At 39.7% G+C, this 24,459-nt stretch carries 23 protein-coding genes; 12 read left to right on the top strand and 11 right to left on the bottom strand.

Annotated features, from left to right (window positions below):
• Window positions 1-317 precede the first annotated feature (317 nt).
• Together ACZZZI_RS00980 and ACZZZI_RS00975 are read right to left on the bottom strand one after the other, a co-directional pair.
• Window positions 318-716 (bottom strand): response regulator, encoded by a 399-nt coding sequence (locus ACZZZI_RS00980; protein WP_463488355.1) that lies wholly within the window; start codon window positions 714-716, stop codon window positions 318-320.
• 34 nt (window positions 717-750) lie between these two features.
• Complete coding sequence (locus ACZZZI_RS00975; protein ID WP_424059632.1) at window positions 751-1,374, bottom strand: PAS domain-containing protein; 624 nt, start codon at window positions 1,372-1,374, stop codon at window positions 751-753.
• A gap of 1,411 nt (window positions 1,375-2,785) precedes the next feature.
• On the opposite strand from ACZZZI_RS00975, the gene ACZZZI_RS00970 reads away from it, so the two are divergent.
• A complete protein-coding gene (locus ACZZZI_RS00970; protein WP_344769313.1) occupies window positions 2,786-3,241 on the top strand; it encodes a GNAT family N-acetyltransferase in 456 nt (151 codons plus the stop codon).
• Window positions 3,242-3,411: 170 nt separating this feature from the next.
• Window positions 3,412-3,714, top strand: a complete 303-nt coding sequence (locus tag ACZZZI_RS00965; RefSeq protein ID WP_463488354.1) for a hypothetical protein — start codon at window positions 3,412-3,414, stop codon at window positions 3,712-3,714.
• 304 nt (window positions 3,715-4,018) lie between these two features.
• On the opposite strand, the gene ACZZZI_RS00960 is transcribed toward ACZZZI_RS00965, so the two are convergent.
• Window positions 4,019-4,465 carry a DUF421 domain-containing protein gene (locus ACZZZI_RS00960; RefSeq protein WP_463488353.1) on the bottom strand — a complete coding sequence of 149 codons (447 nt, stop codon included), beginning with the start codon at window positions 4,463-4,465 and terminating at the stop codon, window positions 4,019-4,021.
• Between the two features lie 406 nt (window positions 4,466-4,871).
• On the opposite strand from ACZZZI_RS00960, the gene ACZZZI_RS00955 reads away from it, so the two are divergent.
• Window positions 4,872-5,588: a DUF3891 family protein gene (locus ACZZZI_RS00955; protein ID WP_463488352.1), complete on the top strand. Its 717-nt coding sequence runs from the start codon at window positions 4,872-4,874 to the stop codon at window positions 5,586-5,588.
• Between the two features lie 18 nt (window positions 5,589-5,606).
• Here the strand turns inward: ACZZZI_RS00955 and ACZZZI_RS00950 are convergent, their stop codons facing one another.
• Together ACZZZI_RS00950 and ACZZZI_RS00945 are read right to left on the bottom strand one after the other, a co-directional pair.
• Window positions 5,607-6,041 (bottom strand): hypothetical protein, encoded by a 435-nt coding sequence (locus ACZZZI_RS00950; protein WP_463488351.1) that lies wholly within the window; start codon window positions 6,039-6,041, stop codon window positions 5,607-5,609.
• Window positions 6,042-6,059: 18 nt separating this feature from the next.
• Window positions 6,060-6,299, bottom strand: a complete 240-nt coding sequence (locus ACZZZI_RS00945) for a hypothetical protein (protein ID WP_316761616.1) — start codon at window positions 6,297-6,299, stop codon at window positions 6,060-6,062.
• A 169-nt stretch (window positions 6,300-6,468) separates the two neighbouring features.
• Between ACZZZI_RS00945 and ACZZZI_RS00940 the strand changes: the two genes are divergently transcribed.
• Genes ACZZZI_RS00940 through ACZZZI_RS00930 form a run of 3 tightly spaced genes read left to right on the top strand, consistent with a single transcriptional unit; the run spans window position 6,469 to window position 8,825 of the window.
• Window positions 6,469-6,897: a LexA family protein gene (locus tag ACZZZI_RS00940; protein WP_463488350.1), complete on the top strand. Its 429-nt coding sequence runs from the start codon at window positions 6,469-6,471 to the stop codon at window positions 6,895-6,897.
• A complete protein-coding gene (locus ACZZZI_RS00935; protein WP_463488349.1) occupies window positions 6,881-8,125 on the top strand; it encodes a Y-family DNA polymerase in 1,245 nt (414 codons plus the stop codon). Before ACZZZI_RS00940 ends, ACZZZI_RS00935 begins: the two co-directional genes overlap by 17 nt.
• Before the next feature lie 19 nt (window positions 8,126-8,144).
• On the top strand, window positions 8,145-8,825 hold the full coding sequence (locus ACZZZI_RS00930) for an SOS response-associated peptidase (protein WP_463488348.1): 681 nt from the start codon (window positions 8,145-8,147) through the stop codon (window positions 8,823-8,825).
• Window positions 8,826-8,838: 13 nt separating this feature from the next.
• Here ACZZZI_RS00930 and ACZZZI_RS00925 read toward each other — a convergent pair whose 3' ends face one another.
• Both ACZZZI_RS00925 and ACZZZI_RS00920 read right to left on the bottom strand, forming a co-directional pair.
• Window positions 8,839-9,321, bottom strand: a complete 483-nt coding sequence (locus ACZZZI_RS00925; RefSeq protein WP_463488347.1) for a hypothetical protein — start codon at window positions 9,319-9,321, stop codon at window positions 8,839-8,841.
• Window positions 9,322-9,333: 12 nt separating this feature from the next.
• Complete coding sequence (locus ACZZZI_RS00920; RefSeq protein ID WP_463488346.1) at window positions 9,334-9,909, bottom strand: arylesterase; 576 nt, start codon at window positions 9,907-9,909, stop codon at window positions 9,334-9,336.
• A gap of 448 nt (window positions 9,910-10,357) precedes the next feature.
• On the opposite strand from ACZZZI_RS00920, the gene ACZZZI_RS00915 reads away from it, so the two are divergent.
• Window positions 10,358-10,750 carry a hypothetical protein gene (locus ACZZZI_RS00915; RefSeq protein ID WP_463488345.1) on the top strand — a complete coding sequence of 131 codons (393 nt, stop codon included), beginning with the start codon at window positions 10,358-10,360 and terminating at the stop codon, window positions 10,748-10,750.
• 279 nt (window positions 10,751-11,029) lie between these two features.
• Here the strand turns inward: ACZZZI_RS00915 and ACZZZI_RS00910 are convergent, their stop codons facing one another.
• Genes ACZZZI_RS00910 through ACZZZI_RS00895 form a run of 4 tightly spaced genes read right to left on the bottom strand, consistent with a single transcriptional unit; the run spans window position 11,030 to window position 13,943 of the window.
• Complete coding sequence (locus tag ACZZZI_RS00910) at window positions 11,030-12,007, bottom strand: MlaD family protein (RefSeq protein WP_316761635.1); 978 nt, start codon at window positions 12,005-12,007, stop codon at window positions 11,030-11,032.
• Window positions 12,008-12,009: 2 nt separating this feature from the next.
• Window positions 12,010-12,783: an ABC transporter ATP-binding protein gene (locus ACZZZI_RS00905; protein WP_424058117.1), complete on the bottom strand. Its 774-nt coding sequence runs from the start codon at window positions 12,781-12,783 to the stop codon at window positions 12,010-12,012.
• Between the two features lie 7 nt (window positions 12,784-12,790).
• Window positions 12,791-13,591 carry an MlaE family ABC transporter permease gene (locus ACZZZI_RS00900; RefSeq protein WP_316761640.1) on the bottom strand — a complete coding sequence of 267 codons (801 nt, stop codon included), beginning with the start codon at window positions 13,589-13,591 and terminating at the stop codon, window positions 12,791-12,793.
• Window positions 13,578-13,943 (bottom strand): hypothetical protein, encoded by a 366-nt coding sequence (locus ACZZZI_RS00895; RefSeq protein ID WP_463488344.1) that lies wholly within the window; start codon window positions 13,941-13,943, stop codon window positions 13,578-13,580. The genes ACZZZI_RS00900 and ACZZZI_RS00895 overlap by 14 nt, the downstream gene beginning before the upstream one ends.
• Window positions 13,944-14,194: 251 nt before the next feature.
• On the opposite strand from ACZZZI_RS00895, the gene ACZZZI_RS00890 reads away from it, so the two are divergent.
• The 5 genes from ACZZZI_RS00890 to ACZZZI_RS00870 all read left to right on the top strand — a co-directional run bounded on the left by ACZZZI_RS00890 (window position 14,195) and on the right by ACZZZI_RS00870 (window position 24,004).
• Window positions 14,195-15,919: a DUF6377 domain-containing protein gene (locus ACZZZI_RS00890; protein ID WP_463488343.1), complete on the top strand. Its 1,725-nt coding sequence runs from the start codon at window positions 14,195-14,197 to the stop codon at window positions 15,917-15,919.
• 362 nt (window positions 15,920-16,281) lie between these two features.
• Entirely contained in the window at window positions 16,282-19,227 is a 2,946-nt protein-coding gene (locus tag ACZZZI_RS00885; RefSeq protein WP_463488342.1) for a SusC/RagA family TonB-linked outer membrane protein, read from the top strand.
• A gap of 6 nt (window positions 19,228-19,233) precedes the next feature.
• A complete protein-coding gene (locus tag ACZZZI_RS00880) occupies window positions 19,234-20,706 on the top strand; it encodes a RagB/SusD family nutrient uptake outer membrane protein (RefSeq protein ID WP_463488341.1) in 1,473 nt (490 codons plus the stop codon).
• 72 nt (window positions 20,707-20,778) lie between these two features.
• Window positions 20,779-22,134, top strand: a complete 1,356-nt coding sequence (locus ACZZZI_RS00875) for an alpha-amylase family glycosyl hydrolase (RefSeq protein WP_463488340.1) — start codon at window positions 20,779-20,781, stop codon at window positions 22,132-22,134.
• A 31-nt stretch (window positions 22,135-22,165) separates the two neighbouring features.
• A complete protein-coding gene (locus ACZZZI_RS00870; protein ID WP_463488339.1) occupies window positions 22,166-24,004 on the top strand; it encodes a glycoside hydrolase family 13 protein in 1,839 nt (612 codons plus the stop codon).
• Window positions 24,005-24,459: the final 455 nt, after the last annotated feature.

Raw genomic sequence — 24,459 nt, 5'->3', positions numbered from 1 at the left:
GGATCAGGTAGGATAAATAGCAGATATTAATAAAGAGGCAAATTGAGAGCGCAGTTTGCCAGAAACCTTTCGGTGGAAAACAGATAAGAATAGTGCCAAAAATGAGTATACTGAGCGTGAGCTTCTGAAGTCTGGGATATTCGAAAACCCTAAAAATCCAATAGTCGTGCCTAATGAATGGGATGACTGTTGCAGCAACAAGAAAAAGTCCTGTGTATAGTAAAAGGTTATGTATTAGCAAATCTTTGAAGTCTGGATTTTAGAATGTTGTACAACGAAATGAGTAATGGGCTAATATAATGAAATAGCATTTAAAATTATTTGAAGAAAAATGAGAGTTGTGGTATCTCGGCTAATGCCAAAACGGTTTTTTCTTCTAAAGGTTTGGAGATGAAGCCATGTACACAAGGATACTCGAGAGCCCTAAGACTATCCCTTTGATCTATAGATGAGGTGACAATAACTACAAAAATATTAGCTTGAAACTTGGACGTTTTTAACTCGTCCAGAAATTGCCAGCCATTCATTACAGGCATATTTAAATCCAGAAAAATCAATAATTGCGATTCTTCATTAACATACGCTTCCAGAAAAACGAGGGCCGCTTTCGCCCCAAGAAAAGTCTTCCAGGTAGTTGAAATGATAGGTTCCAGAATTTCTTGATTAATGTATAGTGTAAAATTGTCATCATCTACTATTATAACGCTTCTATTCATAAGTGCAAACAAGGGGTTTGGTTGAGAAATTTGATTATCTTATTTTTTCTCGAACATTTTTTACGATATCAGAGATGATATCATCTAATTTTTTTGCTGTTTCTAAAATCATATTCGCCAAATTGCTTCGGAGCTGAACATCATCATGGGATTTGTTCAAAATCCTGGTAAGTGCAATCAAATTTGTTAATGGAGCCCTTACCGTGTGGGTTTGCTGGAAAACGATATTTTCCAAAAGTGTGGAGTGCGCAAGTACTTCTTCATTTATTTTTTGGGATGCAGCTCGCTCAGCGACAAGCTCTGTGATATCATAACCGATGCAAAATACTCCAACTGGCTCAGATCGGTTATTAATCATCGCTCTGAATTCCCATTGCGTACAAATATAACCTCCCTGACCATCATGTTTTCGAATAGTTGCTGGTATCAATTTTCCTGGGTTTTGGAAACATAAAGCTGAAGCCTCTTCACAAATTTTACAGTCATCAGGATGCATGGTAATATGGTAGGGTTTGCCAACCAGATCATCGTGCAGGAATTGGAATTGATTCTTATAATTAGGGTTGGTATAGCTATAATTACCATCCATGCCCACACTGATTAAATAAAAATAACTGGACTGTTCCAGAAGGTCACGAGTTTGAGTAAAGTTTTGCATTTAGATGTTTTTATTTTAACATTTCAGCAGGTTAAAAGTTTTTTATCTGTAGGATTTGATTGTAAATGGACCGATAAATTATGAAGTTTCTCAAGCAGCAATGCCTGCATTTAAAAATAATACGTCTAGTTGCTCACCGCTTTTGGTATCCTTAGAGTTAAAACTGCTTAAATATTTCGCCAGGTGATAAAACCACCCGATAGACCGAGCGATTTAGTTATTCTATCTATATTTTCTATATGCCTATATGGCTAACATTTATCTCTGCCAAGCTAACTTGACTATCTGATTTGAATGTTAAAACTTCTTAAATGTTTCGGCAGATGAGGACACCAGCCGATAGACCGAGCAATTTACTCAATCTAAATTTTCTATATGCCTATATGGCTAACATTTATCGCTGGCAAGCTAACTTGGCGATCTAATTTGAAGGTTAAAACTGCTTAAATATTTCGGCAGGTGAGGACACCAGCCGATAGACCGAGCGATTTACTTATTCTATCTATATTTTCTATATGGCTAACATTTATCGCTGGCAAGCTAACTTGACTATCTGATTTGAAAGCTAAACTGCTTAAATATTTCGGCAGATGAGGACACTAGCCGATAGACCGAGCGATTTACTCAATCTATATTTTTTATATGCCTATATGGCTAACTTTTATATCTGTCAAGCTAACTTGACTATCTGATTTGAAGGCTAAACTGCTTAAATGTTTCGGCAGATGAGGACACTAGCCGATAGACCGAGCGATTTACTCAATCTATATTTTCTATATGCCTATATGGCTAACTTTTATCTCTGCCAAGCTAACTTAGCTTGATTTGAATGTTAAAACTTCTTAAATGTTTCGCCAGGTGATAAAACCACCCGATAGCCCGAGCGATTTACTTAATCTATATTTTCTATATGCCTATATGGCTAATATTTATCGCTGGCAAGCTAACTTGACTATCTGATTTGAAGGCTAAACTGCTTAAATGTTTCGGCAGGTGAGGACACCAGCCGATAGACCGAGCGATTTACATAATCTATATTTTCTATATGCCTATATGGCTAATATTTATCGCTGGCAAGCTAACTTGACTATCTGATTTGAAGGCTAAACTGCTTAAATGTTTCGGCAGGTGAGGACACTAGCCGATAGATCGAAAGGGGGCAGGTGCCGCTAGGTTAAAACTCCGTAAATGTTTCTGCAGTTGATAACACCAGCCGATAGTTTCTCCTTTACCCCGTGTTCAGCGTTTCTTTTTAGTATAACCAAATATTATATACCTCAATTACACTAAATTTAAAACCAAACCTTAGCACGGATCAGGATTTGTTAAACTATTTACATTAAAATTGGTTATCGTTAAAAATGTAATTTAAATATTTCAAAAAAAGTAAATCCTTAGCCAGCTTTTCACCATGGAGATTGTTAAAGTCAATACAACGTATCAATATTATCTAAATCCCGACCTTAGCCAGATTGACTGGGATAACGTCCTTTTGCTGTTCCAGAAAATAAACTGGAAATACAGGATTGCTGATGAGCTTAAGGCAGCCTTCAAAATGAGCACCTCTACTTTGTTTATTTATAACCAAGGTGATATCATTGCTTTTGGAAGGATAGTTGGTGATGGACGCTATTATGCTATGCTTGCCGATATCGTTGTAGATCCCGATTATCAGGGAAAGGGCCTCGGTAAATACCTGATCACTACGCTGAATGGTATATTGGAAAACTATCACTTTGTGAACCTCACAGCAGCTCCAGGCGCAGACAATTTTTATAAGAAAATGGGATGGAAGAAACAGACTACTTCGTTTATCTGGCCACAGGGGCCAAAACAGCTAAGGCAGCATTGTGAGAAAGAGGAGTAACCAGGCAGATTTCATCAGAAATTATTCTCACTAAGATTCAACTAAACTATCTAAATTCTATTGCTATATTTCTGGAGTGCGAATTTTACTGTATTTAAATGATCGACTTTATTCCCAAACCAATCTAATGCTTCTATTGTTATGGTTTAAACCGATATCTCAAACAGTAATTGTGCAAACATATGGAAAGCAACAACAAACAGAAAGAATTCAGTCCGTCAGATCAAAATAGGTTTAAAGAGGGGCTTGTCGAAACCAAATGGACACAGAATGGACTACCGTACTATGTAATTCGGGATGGCTTCGACCTGAATGAATATGCACTTTTGGCCAAGAGACAACTGGAACATGATCGGGAAATCGCCCATGATTTTACCAGTAAGGTTATCAATGAATCAGCAGATTCCGAAGTGCCATTCGAATATAAGTCTGGCTGGTTTTTGGAAGGACTTGCAGAAGGAGAAATCGAGTAAGCTGGAAATTCAATTCATTTTAGGCGACTCAAATTGTTGACTTCAATCCTACGGATGATTATTTTATCCTTGGCTGATCATCCGCTTTTACCCATTTATAGTGCCCGCAGTTAGAACATTCTCTTTCCTGTCCTTTGTCTAAAGCCTCCACTTTTCCGCAGAAGCTGCAGGCAAAAAGACCGTTATGATCTACGGTACTTGACGCACGGGCAAATTCTTTTGGCAGGATGGGTAGTCCTGGCTTAACCTGTTCGTCGGAAAAGAAAAAAAGGCTGACGCACCCCGAAGTTTCCAGTATGGCTGTTTATACCTGCCCCAGGTGGGATACGCCCTGCTGCCGCAGCTCGGAAAAGAATTCATCCTGGGCAAGGGTTTCCTTGCGGAATCCGTTTATGGAAAACATCCCCTGTTCAATAATATATGTCGCCTTTCCTTCGACAAGATCATCGAAACCTTCGCTTTTGGCCATCAAATAGGTAGTTAGCCTGTAGGCACCCACTATTATCGCAAAAATCGCAATGGGCACCATCAGCCCGATTTCTTTGTAAAACATCGGATCTCCAGCAGCGGAGCCAAGGCTAATAATAACCACCATTTCGAATACTGACAACTGCCTTACACCACGTTTCCCCAAAAGCCTCAAGCCGATCAGTATGATAAAATACATCAATATGGTACGGATGGCAATTTCAATGAGAAATCCCCATTTTTCTTCGCCTACCATCATTTTGGTCCAGTCTAAATCCTGCATTTTATATTTAATATTTGTTTTTTATTCTGTTGAACTTGCCTTTAGGTTAACTTCATTAACTTATGCGATTTCAGCATGCGGTGAGTTGTACCTCAACATATATACTGGTTTCCATCCATTGTTAACCAAAGCTTTTAGATAATGTTTGATTCTTCGGTAATTTTAATTAGCGAGATAAGCCGTATAATTTAATACATCGATTTTGAAGAAAAATTTTATCATTAATCTAATCTAAACTTTCTTTTACGGAAAAGGTTATATGAATATGCAGCTCACATCCTACTTTTTGAAAAACTAAAGTGATGTCAAAAACATGCAGTAATGCACCTGACGGTTTAATTTCTAGTATGGGTAAAATTAATAGTTCAGAATTAAAATATGATGTTAACAGAAAGGAATTCAGGCTTTGATTGTTAATTACACTAAGGAAGGTTGGGAGATTATTACCCAAAGGTGCCATGGACTTCTTGCAGGACAAATATGTGCGGAATGGAAGATATCAGAGCGGCCAGAGAGGTGGATAGAAACACTTATCGCAACAACGGAACATGATGATGTATTTAATGAATTTAACATCAGTCCTTTGCTTACCTCAACAGGAGGGCCCATCGATTTTGCAATGACAAAGTTCGACCAGAACGCATGTAGCAGAATGATCGATATGGCTTTGACCAAAAGCCGTTTTATCGCTTTGCTGTTTGCCAGACATATTGCTTTCACACATGGTGAAGAGCCTATGGCGAAAAAATATCTTGCCAGATTGAAGAAGCTAGAGAAGCAATGGCTTAAAGATGCCCAAATATCAGTTGGAGATGTAGATTATGCGTATAGTTTATTGGAATTCTGTGATGCTTTCTCCCTGCTCATCTGTCAGCATCTGATTCCACCAGAAAAACGTAATTTAGAAATAGGACAGGGGCCGCACGGGCGGTCCTATGAGTTTTTTCAACATCAAGATGGTCGGCTGATCGTTTCTCCTTGGCCTTTCGAAGTAAGTCGCTTTGAAATAGCTTATGAACGCATCACTTTAGCATCCCTGACATATAAATCTGAAGATGATTTTAGGAAAGCAATTCGGGCGGCTAAACTAATCAGGCAAAATATTATCATATCTAAAAATTAGATCTAACGTCTTATCAACTTAACGTTTTAACAATTTTAGTAGTGCTCCAGTTACCAATGCCCCAGAAAGATAATAGATGACTGTCAAGCTGCTCACTTGGGAATTTCTTGCAACAGGTGCGGGATCGAGACCCAATGGTTTTGGAAGCTTAACTGCACCGAAACCTGCTGCCAAGCCCAATGCAATTGCTTTTGGGCAGATCAGACTGCTTCTCCCACCGATAAAACTGTAATAAAGAGCATTGCTGGCAAGGTCTCCGGCAAGGGTTGAAAGATATAGGTCTTGTTTATCGCCCACCTCCACGCCGAAATAGCTCATTGACTTTTGCAATGCCTCTTCCCCAAGCTCATCGATGTGCGGCATATTTCTGCCTTTGTTTTTTAATGATTCGTGAACGATATTCAGTGCGATTGCTCCACCAAGGCCAGCAATCAGGTTTATTATCTTAGCCATGTTCTTTGATTTAAAATTCTAACTGTGACCTACCTCGGTTATATATCCAGGGTCTACTGGTGCAGAAGTATCAGCAGGTGAATTTTCAAGATAGGAGCGCTCCACATCTTTAAGGTATTCCTTTAAAATTGAAATCCTATTCAAAACTTCTGCTTTTTCCTGCTCATTATGATCTGGTGCACCATCCATAGCTTTTAGGGTATCCACGGCATAATCCATAAACTTTTTGACTTGTTCCGATAAAAGTAGTTTTTCCATTGATAAATGATTTAAAGATCAATATTCTCTTGCTAAGACAAATCTCATAGAAGATGGTTTTGAATTACTTAATTAATATTATTCCAATGGGTTGTAGTTTAATATGCGAATACATTTTAATTACTAAAAAAATTAGTATAATTTTGATGTGCATTAAGGCAATGGGTTTATGATCAGGTCGTTTGAGAAAAGAGCAGAGCAGAAGATTTCGGGATTTCAGTCCCCAGCGGCAGATTATTTAGAAGGCAGACTTGACCTTTCTGAAAAGCTGGTCGTAGATCCGCATTCTACTTTTTATTTTCAGATGCAGGGGGATGCCATGAACTCATACGGTATATCTGATGGTGATCTTTTGGTAATCGATCGCTCCCTCGAACCCATTCACGGAGCAATTATCATAGCGTTTATTTCAGGGAGTTTTTGCTGCAGACTTTTTGTGAAAGAGAATGGTGCGTACCTCCTTCGAAATGATGCCGAAGCAATCTGTGAAACAGAAATCGGCACGCTCCAGATCTGGGGAATCGTCACTTCAGTGTGCAGAAATGTATTGCCAAAAACATTAAGAAGAGGGAGGTACAGCAATGTTTGCACTGTGTGATTGTAATAACTTTTATGCTTCGGCTGAAAGGCTTTTCCGCCCTGAGCTCATTGGAAAACCTGTGGTTGTCCTCAGTAATAACGACGGGTGCGTAATCGCAAGGAGCGAAGAAGCGAAAGCATGTGGTATAAAAATGGGTGACCCTGAATTTTTGGTGAGGGATCTGATCAAAAAGTTCGATATCCATGTTTTTTCCAGCAATTACGTTTTGTACGGTGATATTAGCGAAAGAGTAATGCACAATCTTGGTCGCTGGTTTCCCAGGCTTGACGTCTACAGTATTGATGAGGCATTTGGCTGGCTTGGCGGTATAAGGAATCTGGAAAATTATACTCCAGTCATCAGGAGTTCTGTGATCCGTAATACAGGTATTCCTGTATCGATAGGTGTGGCTCCAACCAAAACCCTCGCAAAACTTGCAAACAAACTTTCAAAAAAGGCTGGTGGCGTGATGGTGCTGGATACCGATAAAAAAATAAGTGCAGCAGTTAAAGACTTTCCCGTTCATGACCTTTGGGGTGTGGGCCGTCAGCATTATAAAAAGTTTGAGCAGCTTAACATCTCTACCGCTGGACAGTTGAGGGAGATGCCAGAAATGTGGTTCAAGCAGAATATGACCATTATAGGCCAGCGAATGTGGAATGAACTCTGGGGAAGACCAGTTATTCCGCTTGATGCGGTTAGGGAAACTAAAAAGGGAATTACGGTGAGCAGGTCTTTTCGGAATTACATCGAGCATCCTGATATCCTGGCCGAAGCCCTGACGCTATATGCAAGCAGGCTGGCTGAAAAGCTTAGAGCAGAAAATTTGCGGTGTTTATACTTACAGGTTTTCCTCTATACCAATAAGAACAGGGAGGACCATCCACAGCATTTTCCCAGCCATACTCATAAGCTGCTGATCGCAAGCAACAGTACATCAGACCTGGTCAGCATAGCAGTACGCGTGTCTGCAATGCTTTTCAAATATGGGGTAAAATATAGAAAGGCTGGGGTGATTGCCAGTGGTTTGGTACCAGAAAGCGAGCTACAGTTAAATGTATTTGCTCCCCATGATAATGGAAAAAAAGATGTGGTATCTCAGGTACTCGACAAGCTGAACCTCGCCTATGGTAGGGGTACATTGAGGATGGCCACAGAAGGATATGAGAAAAAGTGGCGGCTGAAACATGAGTATTTGTCAAAAGGCTACACCACCAGGTGGGCCGATATCATCAAGGTTATTTAATTAAAGGTAAAATAAAGATATGTGCGGAAGAACACTAATTGGAGAGAGTTTGGCAATGGCTGCAAAGGCAGGCATATTGCTGGGAGGAGATGCAAGGGAAAAGGATACAAACCGTCCTCCAGGAACGGATATGCCTGTAATTTTGGATGCCAGGCCAGGAAGATTGCATTATGTTAAATGGGGACTGATTCCATCTGGAGCGAAAGAAGTACCTAAATTTTCTACAACCTACTGCAGGATAGAAACCATGCACAGCCTGCCTACCTACCGTCCGCTGATTGGAAGAAGGCACTGTGTATTTGTAGTAGAGGGTTTTTATGAATGGGACCGTAACGGAACGACCAGGCAGCCTTATTTCTTCGAAAGGAAAGATGGCAATATATTACTTTTGGCAGGTTATTGGGACAGCTGGAAAGATCCAAGTACTGGTATTGTGATCCCTTCATGTACAATGATTATGCAGAAGGCTAATAACTATGTGGGAAAAATCCACGACCGCATGCCATGTATTCTTTCGCAGGCGGAAAGTGCAGTTTGGCTGGACCGTGAACTCCCAGTTGAGCAGCGGCTAAAAGTCCTCCATCCAGTTGATAATTCATTGCTAAAGGGCTGGCAGGTTGATCCAAAAATAAATAATGCACGGAATAAAGATGAAAATAACAACAATCCTTCAGGCCCTGACCTGACACTTTTTGACTAATTCTACAATCCATTTATTTTTTTATCTCGCTTCTTTCAGGACTGCGATCTTTATTTTTTCGGCCAACATTTTTTTTCTTGCTGCTTTTATCCCGCCTTTGTTTTAATAGGGCTAAACGCCGTGTCCATTTTTGAAGTACTTCATGTTCATAATATGGCAGGTGCTTGGCATTGAGTAATCCAAGAATCTGGGCCAGAGGACGGGAATCTTCAGCTATTTCCTGATGGTTATCGATCCATTCTTGCTGTGCCTCCTCAATGTGGTTTTCATGTGAGGAAATTGCATTTTTCAAAAGTTCAATTTCTGCGTCCGTGGCTTTTGTTTTCCTGTAAAGAATAAGCAGTCTGGAAACCGCATCGATATGGATTGGATTTCGTTTTATTATAGTTTGATAAATTTTTACAGCATCAGCAAATGCCCCTTCCAACTCAAGCTTTCTTGCACTTTCAAATTTTTCGCCTTCCTGAATCCTGGCTTTTTTTGTAATTTTTATCATGGAGGGATTGGTTTAGAGCAATCTTTTGATGAGTTTAGACAGTTCTGGCCAAATGTTTTCTGCTGCAATTTGGTATCCTGCCGCAAGCGGATGTACACCGTCAGGCATGTTTAGCCCAGGTTTACCAGCTACTCCTTTTAAAAAGGATGGCACAAGGGAAATATTGTTTTCTGCCGCAAGGTCTTTATAAATGTTTTGGTAAGCTAGGCTTTGTGTGCCATGGATGCCATGTGCCCACTCTGGTAGTGCCATCCCCAGTAGCATAATGGATGCCTGCGGGCAAAAGGTTATCACTTTGGATATGATGCCTTGCAGGTTACGTGAAACTTCCTGTGGGCTTACACCGCGTAAAAAGTCATTTGCACCAAGTTCGACGACAAAAATGTCGATATTTCCATTTAAATGCCTGTCGAGTCTATCCAGGGCAGTAGCTGTGGTGTCTCCGCTAATTCCTGCATTGATTACCTCATATTCCATACCAGCAGATCTCAGTTTTCCAGCAATCAAGGCTGGTATAGATTCAGTCGATGGGTTAATTAATCCATATCCCGCGATAAGGCTATTGCCAAAAAAAACAATTTTTTTCATATACCTTAAAGTCTTTTTAGTACTCCACTGTAAGCACCAATAATTACAATATTCCTTTTCTTATATTCAAGTTTACTAATAGGTCTCATTATTTATAAACCCAATAACAAATACAAATGTTTTTTTAGCAGTTCTTATCTGGATACCAGATGTATTGATCCCCGCTGGAGATGATTCCAACTGTTGCCAGGTAATTCGGTTATTCACTTACATTGTTAGGTATGCTAACAGAAAGGTGCAGTCTTACTCTCGGTACATTTAGCCGAACCTTCAACAAGCACTTGCATATCTATGTAAGTTAACTGAAAGCAGATATGAAATAAATTAACCAACTACATTTTGCAAATAATATAAAATGGAACGTTAAATCATTCCAGGTCATTACATTAAAATAATCCAAACATTGCTGTTATTTGTTCGTTCGTATTAGTAAACTTTTGCTTTAAATATGAAATATCTGGGCTTGATTATTATGTGCTTTTTATCTGCGTCTATCATTAGTTTAATTGGCGTATTTATATTGTTGTCACTCAATCTGATAGGTAATGCTGATTCAGACTTCCGAAACCTTCCCTATGGAATAGCTATTGGTGTCAATTTTTGCCTGGGCTTGGGAACTTTTCCTGTTTTTCTGAACCTTAACGATCGGGTCCGATCTAACCAAATGTGGAGTGCTTTGAGCTTCTTTTTTCTTCCAGTCGTTTTTGTGTTTTTTACACTGCTAGCGATGTGGGATCAACCTTGGCCAGGAATTCTATTTTGTATGCCATATCTGGTTATTTTAGTTATTTTATTCTTGCGTTATCGCAAGCATATTAAAGCTGATGACTCCAGAATATAGTCTATTACACTGATTATTTTCGAAGCCAAATATTTTTCCATTTCAGGGAATCCATAAAGACAAAGCAGACAATTCCATAAATTATATTGATGGCTACAATGGCGTCATCGGCATCTGTCAGCTATTTTTATATTCTGATCGAACGATCTCAGTTGTTCCTCATTTTTTAATAATTAGTTTCCCAGTTAAACATTCCGTCGAATAATATAAGTCTTCAGCTAGCCCGTCTTATTTATTTTAAAGCGTAACGTTTGAACCCTGCATTTGGGTTTAAATAATTTAATTGTTTTTTGTTTTTAAGGAATCTTTAGCTCTTTTTTTAAAAAAACCACGCAGTAAAAAGTTACTTTGTAGGGCTTCCAGATCTTCATCAAGTTTTTTACTGCTTTTTTCCAGGTTTAACATGATGGTTTTTACCTGTTGGGCTGTCGCCGCATCGTTGAGCAGCAGTCCTGCAGCATTGTCTGATGTCTTAAGTTTTCCTGATGCGGCTTCCAGATTTGCGGCCATTACGCTTGCTGATTGGGTAGTTTTTTGTAAGCTTCCAACAGATCGCTCTAATCTGGAAAACACTGCAGTGTCTGTCAGCAGCTTATCCATCAATCCGTTTTTGGTGTTCATCGTTTTGCTGAAGGCACTTAAGTCCATAGCTACCTTTGAGGTAACAAGCGAAGTTCGATTTAAATTCGATACCATTGACTTAAAATTCTGCGCCAGTTGCTCATCACTCAGCAGTGCTCCCGCAGCACCTTTTCCATCAATTAAATTACGGGAAAGTATTTTGAAATCAGAGGTCACATCAACCAGGTTCTTGTTGTTCACCTGCAAAGTCTTCATAATATCGTCGGTTGAAAGCGAGGTATTTACTTTAAGCATATCTCCGTCTTCAACAAAAGGGAATTTTGGTGTTCCACCAGTTAATACCACAATCTTGTTTCCGATCAGTCCATCAGCCCCAATGCTGGCCCCAGCATCTTTATGGATATATTTATGAACATCTTCCTCAATACTTAGCAGGACTTTAACCTGTGAGCTACCATAGAAATCAATCTTTTTTATGGTTCCTATTTTTACACCAGAAAACCAAACGTTATTTCCCTTCTTCAAACCCTGAATATCATTAAATACCACGCTTAGGTTAAAGCTTTTTACGAAGGTTTTCTTTTGACTCCCCAAGGTGAATATGGCTACTACAAATATCAGTATCCCAATGGCCAGGAAAATGCCGACCGTAATTTTTTTTCTGTTATCGTTCATGCTTATTGTATAAAATTGTAATCAAAGAAAGGTTGGGCCTGTTTATCGCCCTTAGTAAAAATGTCATCAAAACTTCCCTGTCTGTCAAAACGCCTGTCGACCAGCATTGCCACCCTGTTTCCCACTTCTTTCGCGCAGGTAAGGTCGTGTGTGATCACGATTGCGCTGGTGTGATAACGTTCCTGAACATCGTTGATGAGTTTATTGATCTCTTTTGAAGTTATAGGATCTAAGCCAGCAGTAGGTTCATCATAGAGCATAATTTCAGGTTTTAAAATCAAAGTCCTGGCAATGCCAATTCTTTTTCGCTGTCCGCCAGAAAGTTCCGAGGGCATCTGGTTTATGGTTTGCGAAAGTCCAACGGCGTCCAGCATCTCCTCAACCAGTGCATTTACTTCGGTTTTACTTTTATTTCGCTCATTGCGAACCAAAGGAAATTCCAGGTTTTCACGAACGGTCATACTATCGTATAACGCACTATTTTGAAAGGAAAATCCAATTCTTAACCGAAGCTTTAAAAGCTCTGGATAAGAAATTTCGTCGATTTTTTGTCCTAATGCGATAACGCTCCCGCTATCTGGAGAAAGCAGGCCTACAATGATTTTAATTAGCACTGATTTTCCAGTACCGCTTTTTCCCAAAACCACAAGATTTTCACCTTTATATAAATCCAGGGAAGCATTTTCTAAAACCTGATAAGTACCAAAAGCCTTGTTTAAACCTTTAATTTCAATAACCTTATCGCTTTGCGGATTTGTTATACTCTTTGAGATCATAGTGTGGTTATGAATTAAAAAGACTAAAAATTTGTACGCACACAACCTCCTCTATAAAAATCAGGAACATGGCTGTAACGACGGCTGAATTTGCAGCCTTACCAACCCCTTCAGTACCTTTTGAAGAATGGTATCCCTGGTAGCATCCAACGATTGCGATAGTAAAGCCAAAGAGGATCGCCTTTATCGTGGATGCGATAATGTCTAAAAAAGTTATACTTTCCAGTGCGCTCTGAAAAAATGTTGTTGCACTTGTCCCTTCATTAACAGACACATTCAGCAGTGCGCCAAGCATGCCAACCATTGCGGTATAAAATGTTAGAATAGGCATGGTGATGGTAGCCGCCAAAACCCTGGTAGCAACCAGAAATTTAAACGGATTTGTTGCACTAACCTCCATGGCATCGATTTGCTCGCTCACTTTCATCGACCCCAGCTCTGCACCAATACTAGAACCTACCTTACCAGCCGCAATGAGCCCTGTCAAAAGCGGAGCAAGTGTGCGAAGTAATGCAATGCCCACCAACGACGGCAACCAGGACGTGGCGCCAAATTCTGACAAAGACGGTCTGGATTGCTTGGTGAAAACCAAACCAGTTATAAAACCAGTTGTGGAAATCAGCAAGGCAGAACGGTAGCCAATCTCGTAACATTGCCGCATAAGTTCCTTAAATTCGTAAGGAGGAAGAAAAGCTTCTTTGAAAAATCTTCCAATAAAACCAAAAACGTTATACAGTCCAATGAACCAATTGGCAAGTTTGCCTGTTGCCTGCGGCAAATTGCCACTTTTATCTTTATCTATTTCCATCTTGGAGCATTGGTATTTTAAGACTATCCTGCAAAACTTCTTTTTCTTTTTGTTTTTTATATTCAGTTATGATCAGTGTATCGGCTGGGGATAAACTATTGTACAAAGTATGATAGGATGTCATCAGGTCTGAATTAGTTTTTTCAAATGCTGCACGACTAATTTTTCCTTCCTTTAGTTCTTTTTTCAAGGCAATGGATTGATTTATAAGTGACCTGGTGGAATCCATGATTCCTGAACTTGACAATGTTGTTTGTTTTTCAACCCTATTCCCGCCAGAACCTTGATTGGGATTGGAGTTGTGGCAGCCAATACTAAAAAGCAACAAGGGTACCATGAATTTTACGCTCATTTATAGAATACACTTGGATTCAATAATTGTTTGATAATAGCCTCTTTGAGTGATTTTTATTCAGCTGTTTTTTAGGATTTGCTTAGTACTCTGAATGATTTGGCAGCACAATAATGGCTGTTATTGTAACATAAACACTATAAAATAATTTTTCCTTAGCTTTTGCTATATTTGATTAGCCAAATATAACTAGTAGCTTTTAAAAGCTATTTTCAAAAGCTTCCCTGTAAACAGTTTAATCAATGCTCCTCTTGAAAAATATCAACCTACAAACTGGAAAAATATTGATCTTCTTTATGTTGTCCCTCTGGCTGTGTCTAACTGGCCACGAAGCAAAGTCTCAGGAGAATATTGACAGTTTAAAAGGTGTGTTAAAAGATGTTCTGCAGAATAAAAAAGAGTTGGATGCAAGTAAATGGTCAAGCATTCGTACACTTGAGGGAAAACTGAGGTCAAATGACCAATCCCCGAATTTAAGATACCAGGCCTACCTAAATTTATTTAACGCATATAAATCCTTTATCCACGATTCAGCTTATGTGTACAGTCAAAAAGTTGCCAGCTACGCAAAGCTTCTAAATGATAATGAAAAAATAAACTACTCTAAAGTCAACTTAGGTTTCGTATTGGTTTCTTCGGGTATGTTCAAGGAAGGTATAGATACCTTAAAGCGTGTTAATCCTGAAGTATTAAACAAAGCTCAACAGTTTGAATATTATTTTCTGATGGCCCGTGCAAATTTCGATTTGACAGACTATAATAAAATTCATGATTTTAGCGAACTATACCGGGCTGAAGGCTTGAAGTATTGTGATACAATCATGAGTAAATATAGTAAAGGATCTTATGAATATCTGTCGGGAATAGGATTAAAGCAACTCAGAGCCAAGCAATTTAGTCAGGCTATCCGTTCATACGAATCATTACTCAAGCTTAAATTATCTTATCGCGATAGCGCCATTAATTATAGCTGCCTGAGCTATCTTTATTTCAGTGTTAATAAGCCAGAACTTGGTTTACGTTATCTTTTAAAGTCTTCTATTCTCGATAATACACATTCTATAAAAGAATCTTTGGCAATGGTTAAGCTTGCTGAATACATCTACCAAAAAGGCGAAACAAAAGAGGCTTTTAATTATATTCATAGCGCTATTGAAGATAATAACTTCTACGGTGCAAAGCAGCGAAAAGTCGAAATCAGTAATATTCTGCCCATAATTGAAAAAGATAAAATAAACGACATCGAAAAGCAGAAACAGTCTCTTCTAATTTATGCATCGATTATTACATTATTGATTATTCTAACGATATATTTTGCTTCAAAAACTTTTAGGCAATTAAAGAAAATCCGTATTGCCGATAAGTTGATAATGGAAAAAAACCACGACTTAAACCATGCAAACGCCGAACTGCTTATAATAAATGCCTCACTTGATGTTGCTAACCGATCTTTAACACGGACGAATAGAAAACTTGATGAGGTCAACCTGATCAAAGAGGAATACATCGGTCAGTTCTTTAACATCCATTCTGATTATATTGATAAGCTGGAAAAGCTGAAAAGAAGCCTGGAAAAAATTGCCCATTTAAAACAGTATGATCAGTTACAGATTGTGGTAAAGCGAATGGATACGAATATTGAAAGAGAAAGCTTCTTTCAGAGATTTGATGAAGTATTTTTAAATTTATTCCCCGATTTTATTTTAGACTTTAACGCCTTGTTTGCTGAAAAAGATAAAACCCTTCCTTCACCTGGTCAACTAATGAATAATGAACTCAGGATTTTTGCACTGATTCGACTTGGAATTGATGAAAACGAAACCATTGCAAAAATTTTAAATTATTCGGTTAATACCATATACACCTACAAAACGAAAGTCAAGAACCGCTCTTTAGTTGCCAATGATATCTTCAAGGAAAAAATCATGAGCATAAGAACGGTGAAAAACGATCTGCCAGTAGATTTCCATTCGTAGTTTTAGTTCTAAAATGCGTGTTCAATTGTTCTCCTTGTTCAGGCCTTGATTCTCACTAAATTCAATTTATTCTTCTCTTGAATGAATTTGTAGCAGAACGGCTTCATTGCTGGATTTGTATCTCTTTTTTTAATATATATCGCCCATAAACGATAGTATTATCTCGTACTTATCTATATATTACTGGTAAGAATTTTGATTTAATATATTGATTACAAGTATTTTAATGATTTGTTGAGTTCATTATTTTTAATATTTGGATTTCCTGCTATTGTGGATGCTTTAAAACTCTCTTTACTTTGATTTGCATTCGCTGAAAGCCATTTTAGCAGCGCAATAACCAAATAGTAAACAAAATCATTATGAGAAAAAACTACTTCTTTTACTTTTTTAAGTATGGGCTAACCCTACTTTGTCTATTCATCTCCAGCATCGGATTTTCTCAACAATCGGCTTTCAATGGAAGGGTTGTGGATGAAAATAATGACGCTTTGGCTGGTGCCACCCTGCAGGTTAAAGGAACCACTCAACGGACCACTACAAATTCTAAAGGAGAGTTCCAGTTAAGCAGCAGTCAGTCTGCCTTGACCGTAATCGTAAACTATGTGGGCTACGATCCTGCGGAACGCACTTTAATTTCGGGAAAAGAGGCAATCATCCAACTCAGGCAGGATGCAAAATCACTTTCTGATGTGGTGGTTGTCGGCTATGGCACAACTAAGAAGTCTGATGTAACCGGCGCGGTGGCCAGTATAGGGAGTAAAGATTTCAATCAGGGAGCCATAACAAGCCCGTTGCAACAGATTGCAGGGAAAGCAGCTGGAGTAGTCATCACCCAAACGGGTAGTGAGCCAGGAAGTGCACCTAATATAAAGATAAGGGGTATTACCTCAATTCAGGGCAATAACAATCCACTTGTAGTTATCGATGGGGTTCAAGGAGATGTAAGTTTTTTAAACCAGATTCCTCCAACGGAAATTCAAAGTATCGAAGTGCTTAAAGATGCTTCTGCTACCGCAATATACGGTTCCAGAGGGGCATCGGGGGTACTGATTGTGACGATGAAGAAGAGCAGGGGTGGTACCTCGATTGAATACAACGCGAATTCTTCAATAGATGTGGTTACCAGACAACTCGAAATGCTTACAGCAGCCGAATGGTCACAGCAGGCTGCGGCTCGGGGCATCCCAGCTACTTCTAATTTCGGAGCCGATACCGACTGGTTTGGGCTGATCACCCGTAATGGTACCACCCAGAATCACACGCTAACCTTAGGAGGAAGCAGTGATAATTTCTCTTACCGAGCCTCACTAGGTATGGTGCTTCAAAATGGCATTGTGATTCACTCAGATAATCAACGGTTTATTGGTCGCATTGAGGCTACCCAAAAAGCTCTGGACAATAAGCTCGCCATTACAATGACGCTAAATGGAACCAATTCACAAAACAACGGAAGCCCAGGCTCCATTGGACGTGCTGCATTTACGTCTAACTTAATTTCCAATGCTTACATCTCAAGACCTACCGATCCGGTGTATCGTCCAGACGGAAGTTACTTTACAGACCCGAACCTTTTCCAGCCTTTGAACGTATTGGCAGCTGCAAACAACATTATCGGTGAATCTGAAACTAACCGTCTGCTGGGGTCGATGCGCATTAATTACAAGATCATCAGCGGGCTTTCTGCTGAGGTATTTGGTAGTTGGCAGAAAACCAATGGAACTTCTGGTAATTATACCCCAGCGGTTTCTACAGTTGCCGCTGCAATCGATCAGAAAGGTTATGCAAGTGTCAATAATAACAACTCGGATTACAAATTGATGGATTTCCAGTTGAATTATAGTAAGGATTTCAGCGATCATCATGTCGACGCTGCCGCTGTTTATGAATGGCAGGCGCAAATGGATTCTGGAAGCGGAAGCGCGGCTAGAGGTTTTGTTAATGACTTGGCAACTTATAATAACCTTGGCTTGGGTGATTTTTCTAAAGTGCAGGCTGGCGATTATTCATCTTATCGCAATCAACGCAGAACTGTATCCGTGTTAGGCCGTGTAAACTATTCTTTCAAAGATAGATACCTGTTGACAGCCAATTTTAGAAGAGATGGTGCAACGGTGTTTGGTGCTAATCATAAATGGGGGAATTTTCCTTCAGCTTCACTTGCCTGGAAGATTGACCAGGAGCCTTTTATGAAGAACCTTAATATCTTTACAGTGTTGAAACTGAGAGGCGGTTTTGGTATTACTGGGAATCAACAGCCTTTAAGTGTGTTACAATCATTGCAAATCGTACAAGGATCGGGAACGGTATATTTTGCCGGAAATGTGCAAACCAATTTTAGGGTTACTCAAAATGCAAATGTGGACCTGGAGTGGGAGCAAAAGAAATCGACCAATATCGGGCTTGACTTTGCGTTGTTGAAAGGCCGCTTAAACGGAAGTTTCGATATTTATAAAAATGTAACCGATAAATTGTTGTATGGCTATACGGTTCCTCAGCCGCCTTTTCCAACTGGGTCAATTCAGGCTAATGTGGGTAGCATACAAGGCAGGGGTATAGAAATGGCTTTGAACTATGATCTTATTAGCAATAACTCCACAAGACTAACGCTTGGTGGAAATGTAACTTTAATGGATTCAAAGGTACTCAACTTAAGCGGCTCACTAAACGGAGTTCCATTAATTACCAACAATGTTCCTTATGGCGGACAAAATGCATACTTAGTGGTTGGTCAAGCCATCGGTTCAATTTACATTCTGCAGCATGGTGGTGCAAGCGCTAATGGCACACAGATTATTGTTGATCAGGATAAAAATGGTCGTATTGATGCAGCTGCAACCAGCCCCGACCGAATCTTCGCAGGCCAGACACAGCCAAAATATACCTTCGCCTTTACACCAAGCTTTAGCTACAAAAACTTTGACGCCTCCATATTAATTCGCGGTTCTGGGGGAAACAAGCTATTCAATGCCCTGCGTTCAAATTTAAGTTTTCTGGAAAATCTTGGAAGATCTAATTTATTGAAAAGCGCAATAGACGATAATCTTTTCACCTCAGCTTATCCCTTGGCATCAGACTATTGGCTCGAAGACGGAAAATTCATCCGTTTGGAGAATGTGAACCTGGGATATAGGATTCCAACAACAAAATCAAAACACATCAGCTCTGTACGCTTTTCGCTTACTGGTCAAAACCTGGCACTAATTACCAAGTATTCTGGAATCGACCCCGAAGAAACTGGAGGAGACAACGGAATTTATCCAAGGGTAAGAAATATTGCTTTAGGTCTGAATATTATCTTAAAATAGAAAATCATGAAAAAATTAATAATCACAGCGATAATAGGTACAGGTATGATGTTTCAGAGCTGCACCAAAGTTGATGAAAACGTTTACGATAAATACACCGCAGATCAGTTCTTTGCAGATCCTAAAGGTGCCGATATTGCGTTAGCGAGCGTGTATGCTCGTATGCCTCAGTTTGGGGGCGGAGATAACGGTTACTATGATACCAACAATATGTGTACAGATGAACAGGTGGTGCCGCATCGTGTAAGCGGTGACTGGGGGCCTGAGAATGCGTGGCTTTACACCCGTGCCTGGACGCCTGCATTAGGTCAAATCAATACCACTTGGAATGCCTGCTACAATTCTATTTATCTGGCGAACCTGGCAGTAGAGCAACTGGAAAAAGCCAATGCACCTGCCGCTAAACTAGCCGAGGTTAAGATATTACGTGCCTGGTTTTATTACCTGTTAATTGATGATTTCGGTGATGTACCTTTTTACACGGACAACAATGTAACTACTGCTCAGCTAAAGACCCAAACCAGAACCCAAATTTTCAACTGGATTGTTGGTGAGATTACGGCTAATGCCGATCTATTACCAGAAACCAAGGGTGGCATCTTTTATGGAAGATTTAATAAATGGGCGGCCTACACTTTCTTAGCCAAAATGTACCTCAATGCAGGGGTGTACACTGGAACAGCTAAATGGGCAGAATGTCTGGCGGCTTGTACTAAAGTTGCTTCCGCAGGTTATACCTTGCATCCAGGAACGGCAAATGCTTCAAGTCCGCTGGGTAACCGTTATTTTGAACTCTTTGGAGATACTTGCCCGGATGATGAAACAATTTTAGCCATTTGGCTTAAACGCAATGTAATTGGCAACAATGTGCTGGCACTACGGAGCGTAAATGGTCCCAATGGCGTTGCAATGTTTGGCTATTCTGGTTGGAATGGAACAATTGTGCCAGAAGAGACCTATAACAAATACGCCGCAAATGACGTTAGAATAAAGCAATTTTTAATCGGACCTCAGCCTGGTGGAGTAACCTATACGCCAAAAGTAACCTCACTTATAAATCCAGGTGCGGGAATTACCGAAGGCGTACGTGGTGTTAAGTTTTATCCTGTTGCTCCAAATGATGGTAGCGGATCATCCAATGATTTTCCAATTTACCGCTATGCAGATGTATTGCTCATGATTGCCGAATGCCATGTTCGTCTTGGTAATGCAGCTTCTGCAAAGCCATTTATTGATCAGGTAAGAGCAAGGGCAGGAGTTGGAGCGTTAAGTGCAAATCCTACACTCGAAAATATATATGATGAGCGTGGTTTTGAACTTAACTGGGAGGGGCATCGCAGGCAAGACATGATCCGCTTTGGTACTTTCACCCTCGGACATGGACTGGTTCCAGCGGTCGATGCCCATTGGCAATTATTCCCGATCCCGACTGCGGCAATGAATGCAAATCCGAATTTAAAGCAAAACCCAGGTTATTAATCTGAGTTTTTACATCCAGAGGTTGGCATTTGTCAACCTCTGGATGATCTTCAATATTTAAAAAATCTACTTATGATAAATAAAGTTTCGATATTTTTCCTTGCAGCATTTTATGCGCTGATATTACCGTTCTCTACCCACGCCCAGGATAAAGCCTATCCAGCTCAGTATGGAAAGCCATTTAAAGGCGTTCCAGATCGCCGAGATGTAATGCTTTATCAGGTAAATACCAGGGCCTTTAGTAAAACAGGTGATTTTGCTGGCGTTACGGCTAGAATGGATGCGATAAAAGATCTCGGCATTAATGTGATCTATCTGATGCCCATCTATCCAGTTGGAAAACTTAAAGGTGCAAATTCTCCCTACGCAACCATGAACTACGACGAGGTTGGGAAAGAATTTGGTACGCTTGACGACTTAAGAAAGCTGGTGGATGAGGCTCATAGAAGAAATATCGCAGTAATGCTCGATATTGTGGCCAATCATACTTCATGGGATCATCCATGGATAGAAAAGCCAGGTTATTACCTGCGCGATAGTGTCGGGCAAATTAAATATCCGGAAACATGGAAAGATGTGGCCCAATTAGATTTTCGCAATCAGGAACTTAGGTTATCACTAATTCATTCCATGAAATCATGGGTATATAAAGCTAATATCGATGGCTTCCGCTGTGATTACGCAGATGGTCCTCCATTAGATTTCTGGAAACAGGTAAACGATAGTTTGAAAACCATTAAAACTCACAAACTCTTAATGTTGGCCGAAGGCAGCAGTCCGAAATATCTTAGTGCTGGTTTTGATTACTTTTTTGGCTTTAATTATTTCGGGAATATGAAAAGCATATTCAATAAGAACAAATCAGTGAAATCAATTGATGCCTTAAATGAACGTGATTATAAAGATGCAAAGGAAGGCCAGGCCGTGGTTCGTTACCTAACCAATCACGATGTAAACGGATCAGATGGTACTCCACTTGACCTTTTTGGCGGCAAAAAAGGTTCTATGGCAGCTTTTGTGGTTACAGCCTATATGAAAGGAATTCCGATGATTTACAATGGACAGGAAATCGGAACCCCATTTCGCCTTACTTTCCCTTTCACAGGGAAATCAGTTGACTGGTCTTTACAAGAAGCTAACGCCGATGTGCTTTCTGACTATAAAAAAATAGTTGCCTTCTGGAATAAAAGTAAAACGGTGAGAAGGGGTACCATGATTTCCTACAGTAGTGATGACGTATGCGTATTCAGCAAAACCCTCGACGGAGAACAGGTGTTGGTTCTTTCTAATTTGAGAAATAAGTCAATTGATTACAGTCTTCCAGTCTCATTAGCAGGCAAGTGGAAATATGCTTTCAATGGCTCGAAAGCTAATTTGGCCCAGGTGGTAAAACTTGAACCTTACCAATATATCGTTCTTCAAAAATAAAATTATAAATCGACCAATAATTAAAAGGGTTATGTACAAAAAGATAATACAAATATTGCTCTTGGCAATCTTTCTAACCGCCAACCAGGCATTTGCCAAGATTTCAATTTCCAGAATTGAACCAGAAAACTGGTGGACAGGCATGAAAAAAGCAGAATTTCAGATTTTGGTATATGGCCCTGGAATTGGTAATGCTAAGGTCAGTCTGAATTATAAGGGGGTTACTTTGAATCAAGCAGTAAAAGTTGAGAACCCAAATTATGTTTTTCTTTATGTGAATGTTTCTAAGAATGCAAAAGCGGGGATCGTGCCGATCACTTTTACCGATGGCACTGAAAAATTTACTTATAATTACCCGCTCAAAAGCCGCACAGATAATAGTGGTGCGCTTGGATTTAATGCTTCGGATGTTTTGTATTTGATAACTCCAGATCGATTTGTGAATGGAAACGTACAGAATGATAACTGGGATAGCGTCCTGGTGAACAGAAAAAGCCCTAATGCCCGTCATGGAGGAGATTATGAAGGGGTAAAGCAGAAGCTTGATTACATGAAAGATCTTGGTATTACTACCGTATGGCTAAATCCGATTCAGGAAAATAAAATGCGTGGTGGATCTTATCACGGCTATGCCATTACTGATTTTTATCAATCTGATCCGCGTTTCGGAAGTAATGAAGAGTTCAAAGCCCTTACCAAAGCGACTCATGACAAGGGTATGAAAATGGTGATGGATATGGTATTGAACCATTGTGGGAGTTCACATTGGTGGATGAAGGATTTGCCAGCCAAAAACTGGATTAATAATGATGGTGTTTTTTTACAGACTAACCATGCAACGGTTTCGGTTATGGATGTGCATGCCTCGCAAACCGAGCGCAATACTTTTTTGAATGGGTGGTTTACTCGTGGGATGCCTGATTTGAATCAAAAGAATCCACATCTGGCAACTTATCTCATTCAAAACAGCATATGGTGGATAGAATATGCTCGTATTGATGGAATCAGACAGGATACCTACTCTTATATGGATTTTGATTTTCTGGCTAGGTGGAATAAAGAAGTGTACGATGAGTATCCTGATTTTAATATTGTGGGCGAAACCTGGTATAATAAAAAGACTTCGCCAGCCTGGTGGCAGGCTAATTCTGTGTTGAATAAAAAAAATCCCTTTTTAAAAACACCGATGGATTTTTCCCTCACATTTGCCATGCAAAAGGCATTTGACGGGGAAACGGATAATGGTTACTTAGGCGATCTATTTGAAGATATTGCTCAGGATTTCGTATATGCAGATCCTTATAATGTGCTCACTTTTTTAGATAATCACGACCTTGGGCGTTTTAGCAGGAAGGAAGATAAAGACCTTAAAAGGTACAAGCAGGGTCTTGCTTTTCTGCTAACTATGCGTGGAATCCCTCAAATTTATTACGGTACTGAAGTGTTAATGGTTGGAACAAAAGAAGACGGTGACGGGCGTTTACGTGTTGATTTTCCTGGGGGATGGCCAGATGATAAAAAAGATGAATTTACCCCTGCAGGCAGAAGCGATAAACAAAATGAAGCATGGGATTATTTGCGAAAACTTCTTCAATGGCGGAAAACCAGTACAGCCATTACTTCAGGAAAAATGATTCACTATGCCCCAAAGGATGGGGTATATGTTTTCGCTCGGATTAAGGATGATAAAACGGTATTAGTTGTAATAAATAGTTCGTTAACCGATAAGGAACTAAAACTGGATAGATTCAGTGATGTCATTACTGGGTATTCATCTGGAAAGGATGTGATCTCTTCGAAAGAAATTGCACTTAAACAGTCTATCTCCATTCCAGCTAAGGGACAGTATATTCTCGATTTGAGTAAATAAGATCGTTATAAAGTCTTTTAAGTTAACTAGTTAGTAAGTGGCGCCTCGAAGCCGCCGCTGATTTGGTTATTAGCAAGTGGTTTGCTGGATGGCAGACCCTTGCTTTTTTGCCGTTATACAGCTTTCAGTTAATTAATTATTTCCAGGGTAATGGGGACCAAACCACAATGTCATTAATTCAAGGAAAAGCAAAAAAGAATGGTCATCCTGAGCGTAGTCGAAGGACGGATTATTTTTTGTTTTCGACCATCAAACTGGTCTTCGACTCCGCTCAAACTGACAACACTTGTGCTTAAGTTAATGGCATTTGGCCAAACCACAATGTCATTAACTCAAGGGAAAACAAAAAAGAATGGTCATCCTGAGCGTAGTCGAAGGACGGATTATTTTTTGTTTTCGACTATCAAACTGGTTTTCGACTACGCTCAGACTGACAAAACTTATGCTTAAGTTAA

The sequence above is a fragment of the Pedobacter sp. AC190 genome, from assembly GCF_979258025.1.
Note: the sequence above shows the minus strand (reverse complement) of the source record. Positions and strands in the feature narration are given on the sequence as shown.

Bases quoted from the DNA above. Each gene is read 5' to 3' on its own strand.
- ACZZZI_RS00980 (WP_463488355.1), bottom strand. From the start codon at position 716: ATGAATAGAAGCGTTATAATAGTAGATGATGACAATTTTACACTATAC.
- ACZZZI_RS00975 (WP_424059632.1), bottom strand. From the start codon at position 1,374: ATGCAAAACTTTACTCAAACTCGTGACCTTCTGGAACAGTCCAGTTAT.
- ACZZZI_RS00970 (WP_344769313.1), top strand. From the start codon at position 2,786: ATGGAGATTGTTAAAGTCAATACAACGTATCAATATTATCTAAATCCC.
- ACZZZI_RS00960 (WP_463488353.1), bottom strand. From the start codon at position 4,465: ATGCAGGATTTAGACTGGACCAAAATGATGGTAGGCGAAGAAAAATGG.
- ACZZZI_RS00950 (WP_463488351.1), bottom strand. From the start codon at position 6,041: ATGGCTAAGATAATAAACCTGATTGCTGGCCTTGGTGGAGCAATCGCA.
- ACZZZI_RS00945 (WP_316761616.1), bottom strand. From the start codon at position 6,299: ATGGAAAAACTACTTTTATCGGAACAAGTCAAAAAGTTTATGGATTAT.
- ACZZZI_RS00940 (WP_463488350.1), top strand. From the start codon at position 6,469: ATGATCAGGTCGTTTGAGAAAAGAGCAGAGCAGAAGATTTCGGGATTT.
- ACZZZI_RS00935 (WP_463488349.1), top strand. From the start codon at position 6,881: ATGTTTGCACTGTGTGATTGTAATAACTTTTATGCTTCGGCTGAAAGG.
- ACZZZI_RS00930 (WP_463488348.1), top strand. From the start codon at position 8,145: ATGTGCGGAAGAACACTAATTGGAGAGAGTTTGGCAATGGCTGCAAAG.
- ACZZZI_RS00925 (WP_463488347.1), bottom strand. From the start codon at position 9,321: ATGATAAAAATTACAAAAAAAGCCAGGATTCAGGAAGGCGAAAAATTT.
- ACZZZI_RS00920 (WP_463488346.1), bottom strand. From the start codon at position 9,909: ATGAAAAAAATTGTTTTTTTTGGCAATAGCCTTATCGCGGGATATGGA.
- ACZZZI_RS00915 (WP_463488345.1), top strand. From the start codon at position 10,358: ATGAAATATCTGGGCTTGATTATTATGTGCTTTTTATCTGCGTCTATC.
- ACZZZI_RS00910 (WP_316761635.1), bottom strand. From the start codon at position 12,007: ATGAACGATAACAGAAAAAAAATTACGGTCGGCATTTTCCTGGCCATT.
- ACZZZI_RS00905 (WP_424058117.1), bottom strand. From the start codon at position 12,783: ATGATCTCAAAGAGTATAACAAATCCGCAAAGCGATAAGGTTATTGAA.
- ACZZZI_RS00900 (WP_316761640.1), bottom strand. From the start codon at position 13,591: ATGGAAATAGATAAAGATAAAAGTGGCAATTTGCCGCAGGCAACAGGC.
- ACZZZI_RS00895 (WP_463488344.1), bottom strand. From the start codon at position 13,943: ATGAGCGTAAAATTCATGGTACCCTTGTTGCTTTTTAGTATTGGCTGC.
- ACZZZI_RS00885 (WP_463488342.1), top strand. From the start codon at position 16,282: ATGAGAAAAAACTACTTCTTTTACTTTTTTAAGTATGGGCTAACCCTA.
- ACZZZI_RS00880 (WP_463488341.1), top strand. From the start codon at position 19,234: ATGAAAAAATTAATAATCACAGCGATAATAGGTACAGGTATGATGTTT.
- ACZZZI_RS00875 (WP_463488340.1), top strand. From the start codon at position 20,779: ATGATAAATAAAGTTTCGATATTTTTCCTTGCAGCATTTTATGCGCTG.
- ACZZZI_RS00870 (WP_463488339.1), top strand. From the start codon at position 22,166: ATGTACAAAAAGATAATACAAATATTGCTCTTGGCAATCTTTCTAACC.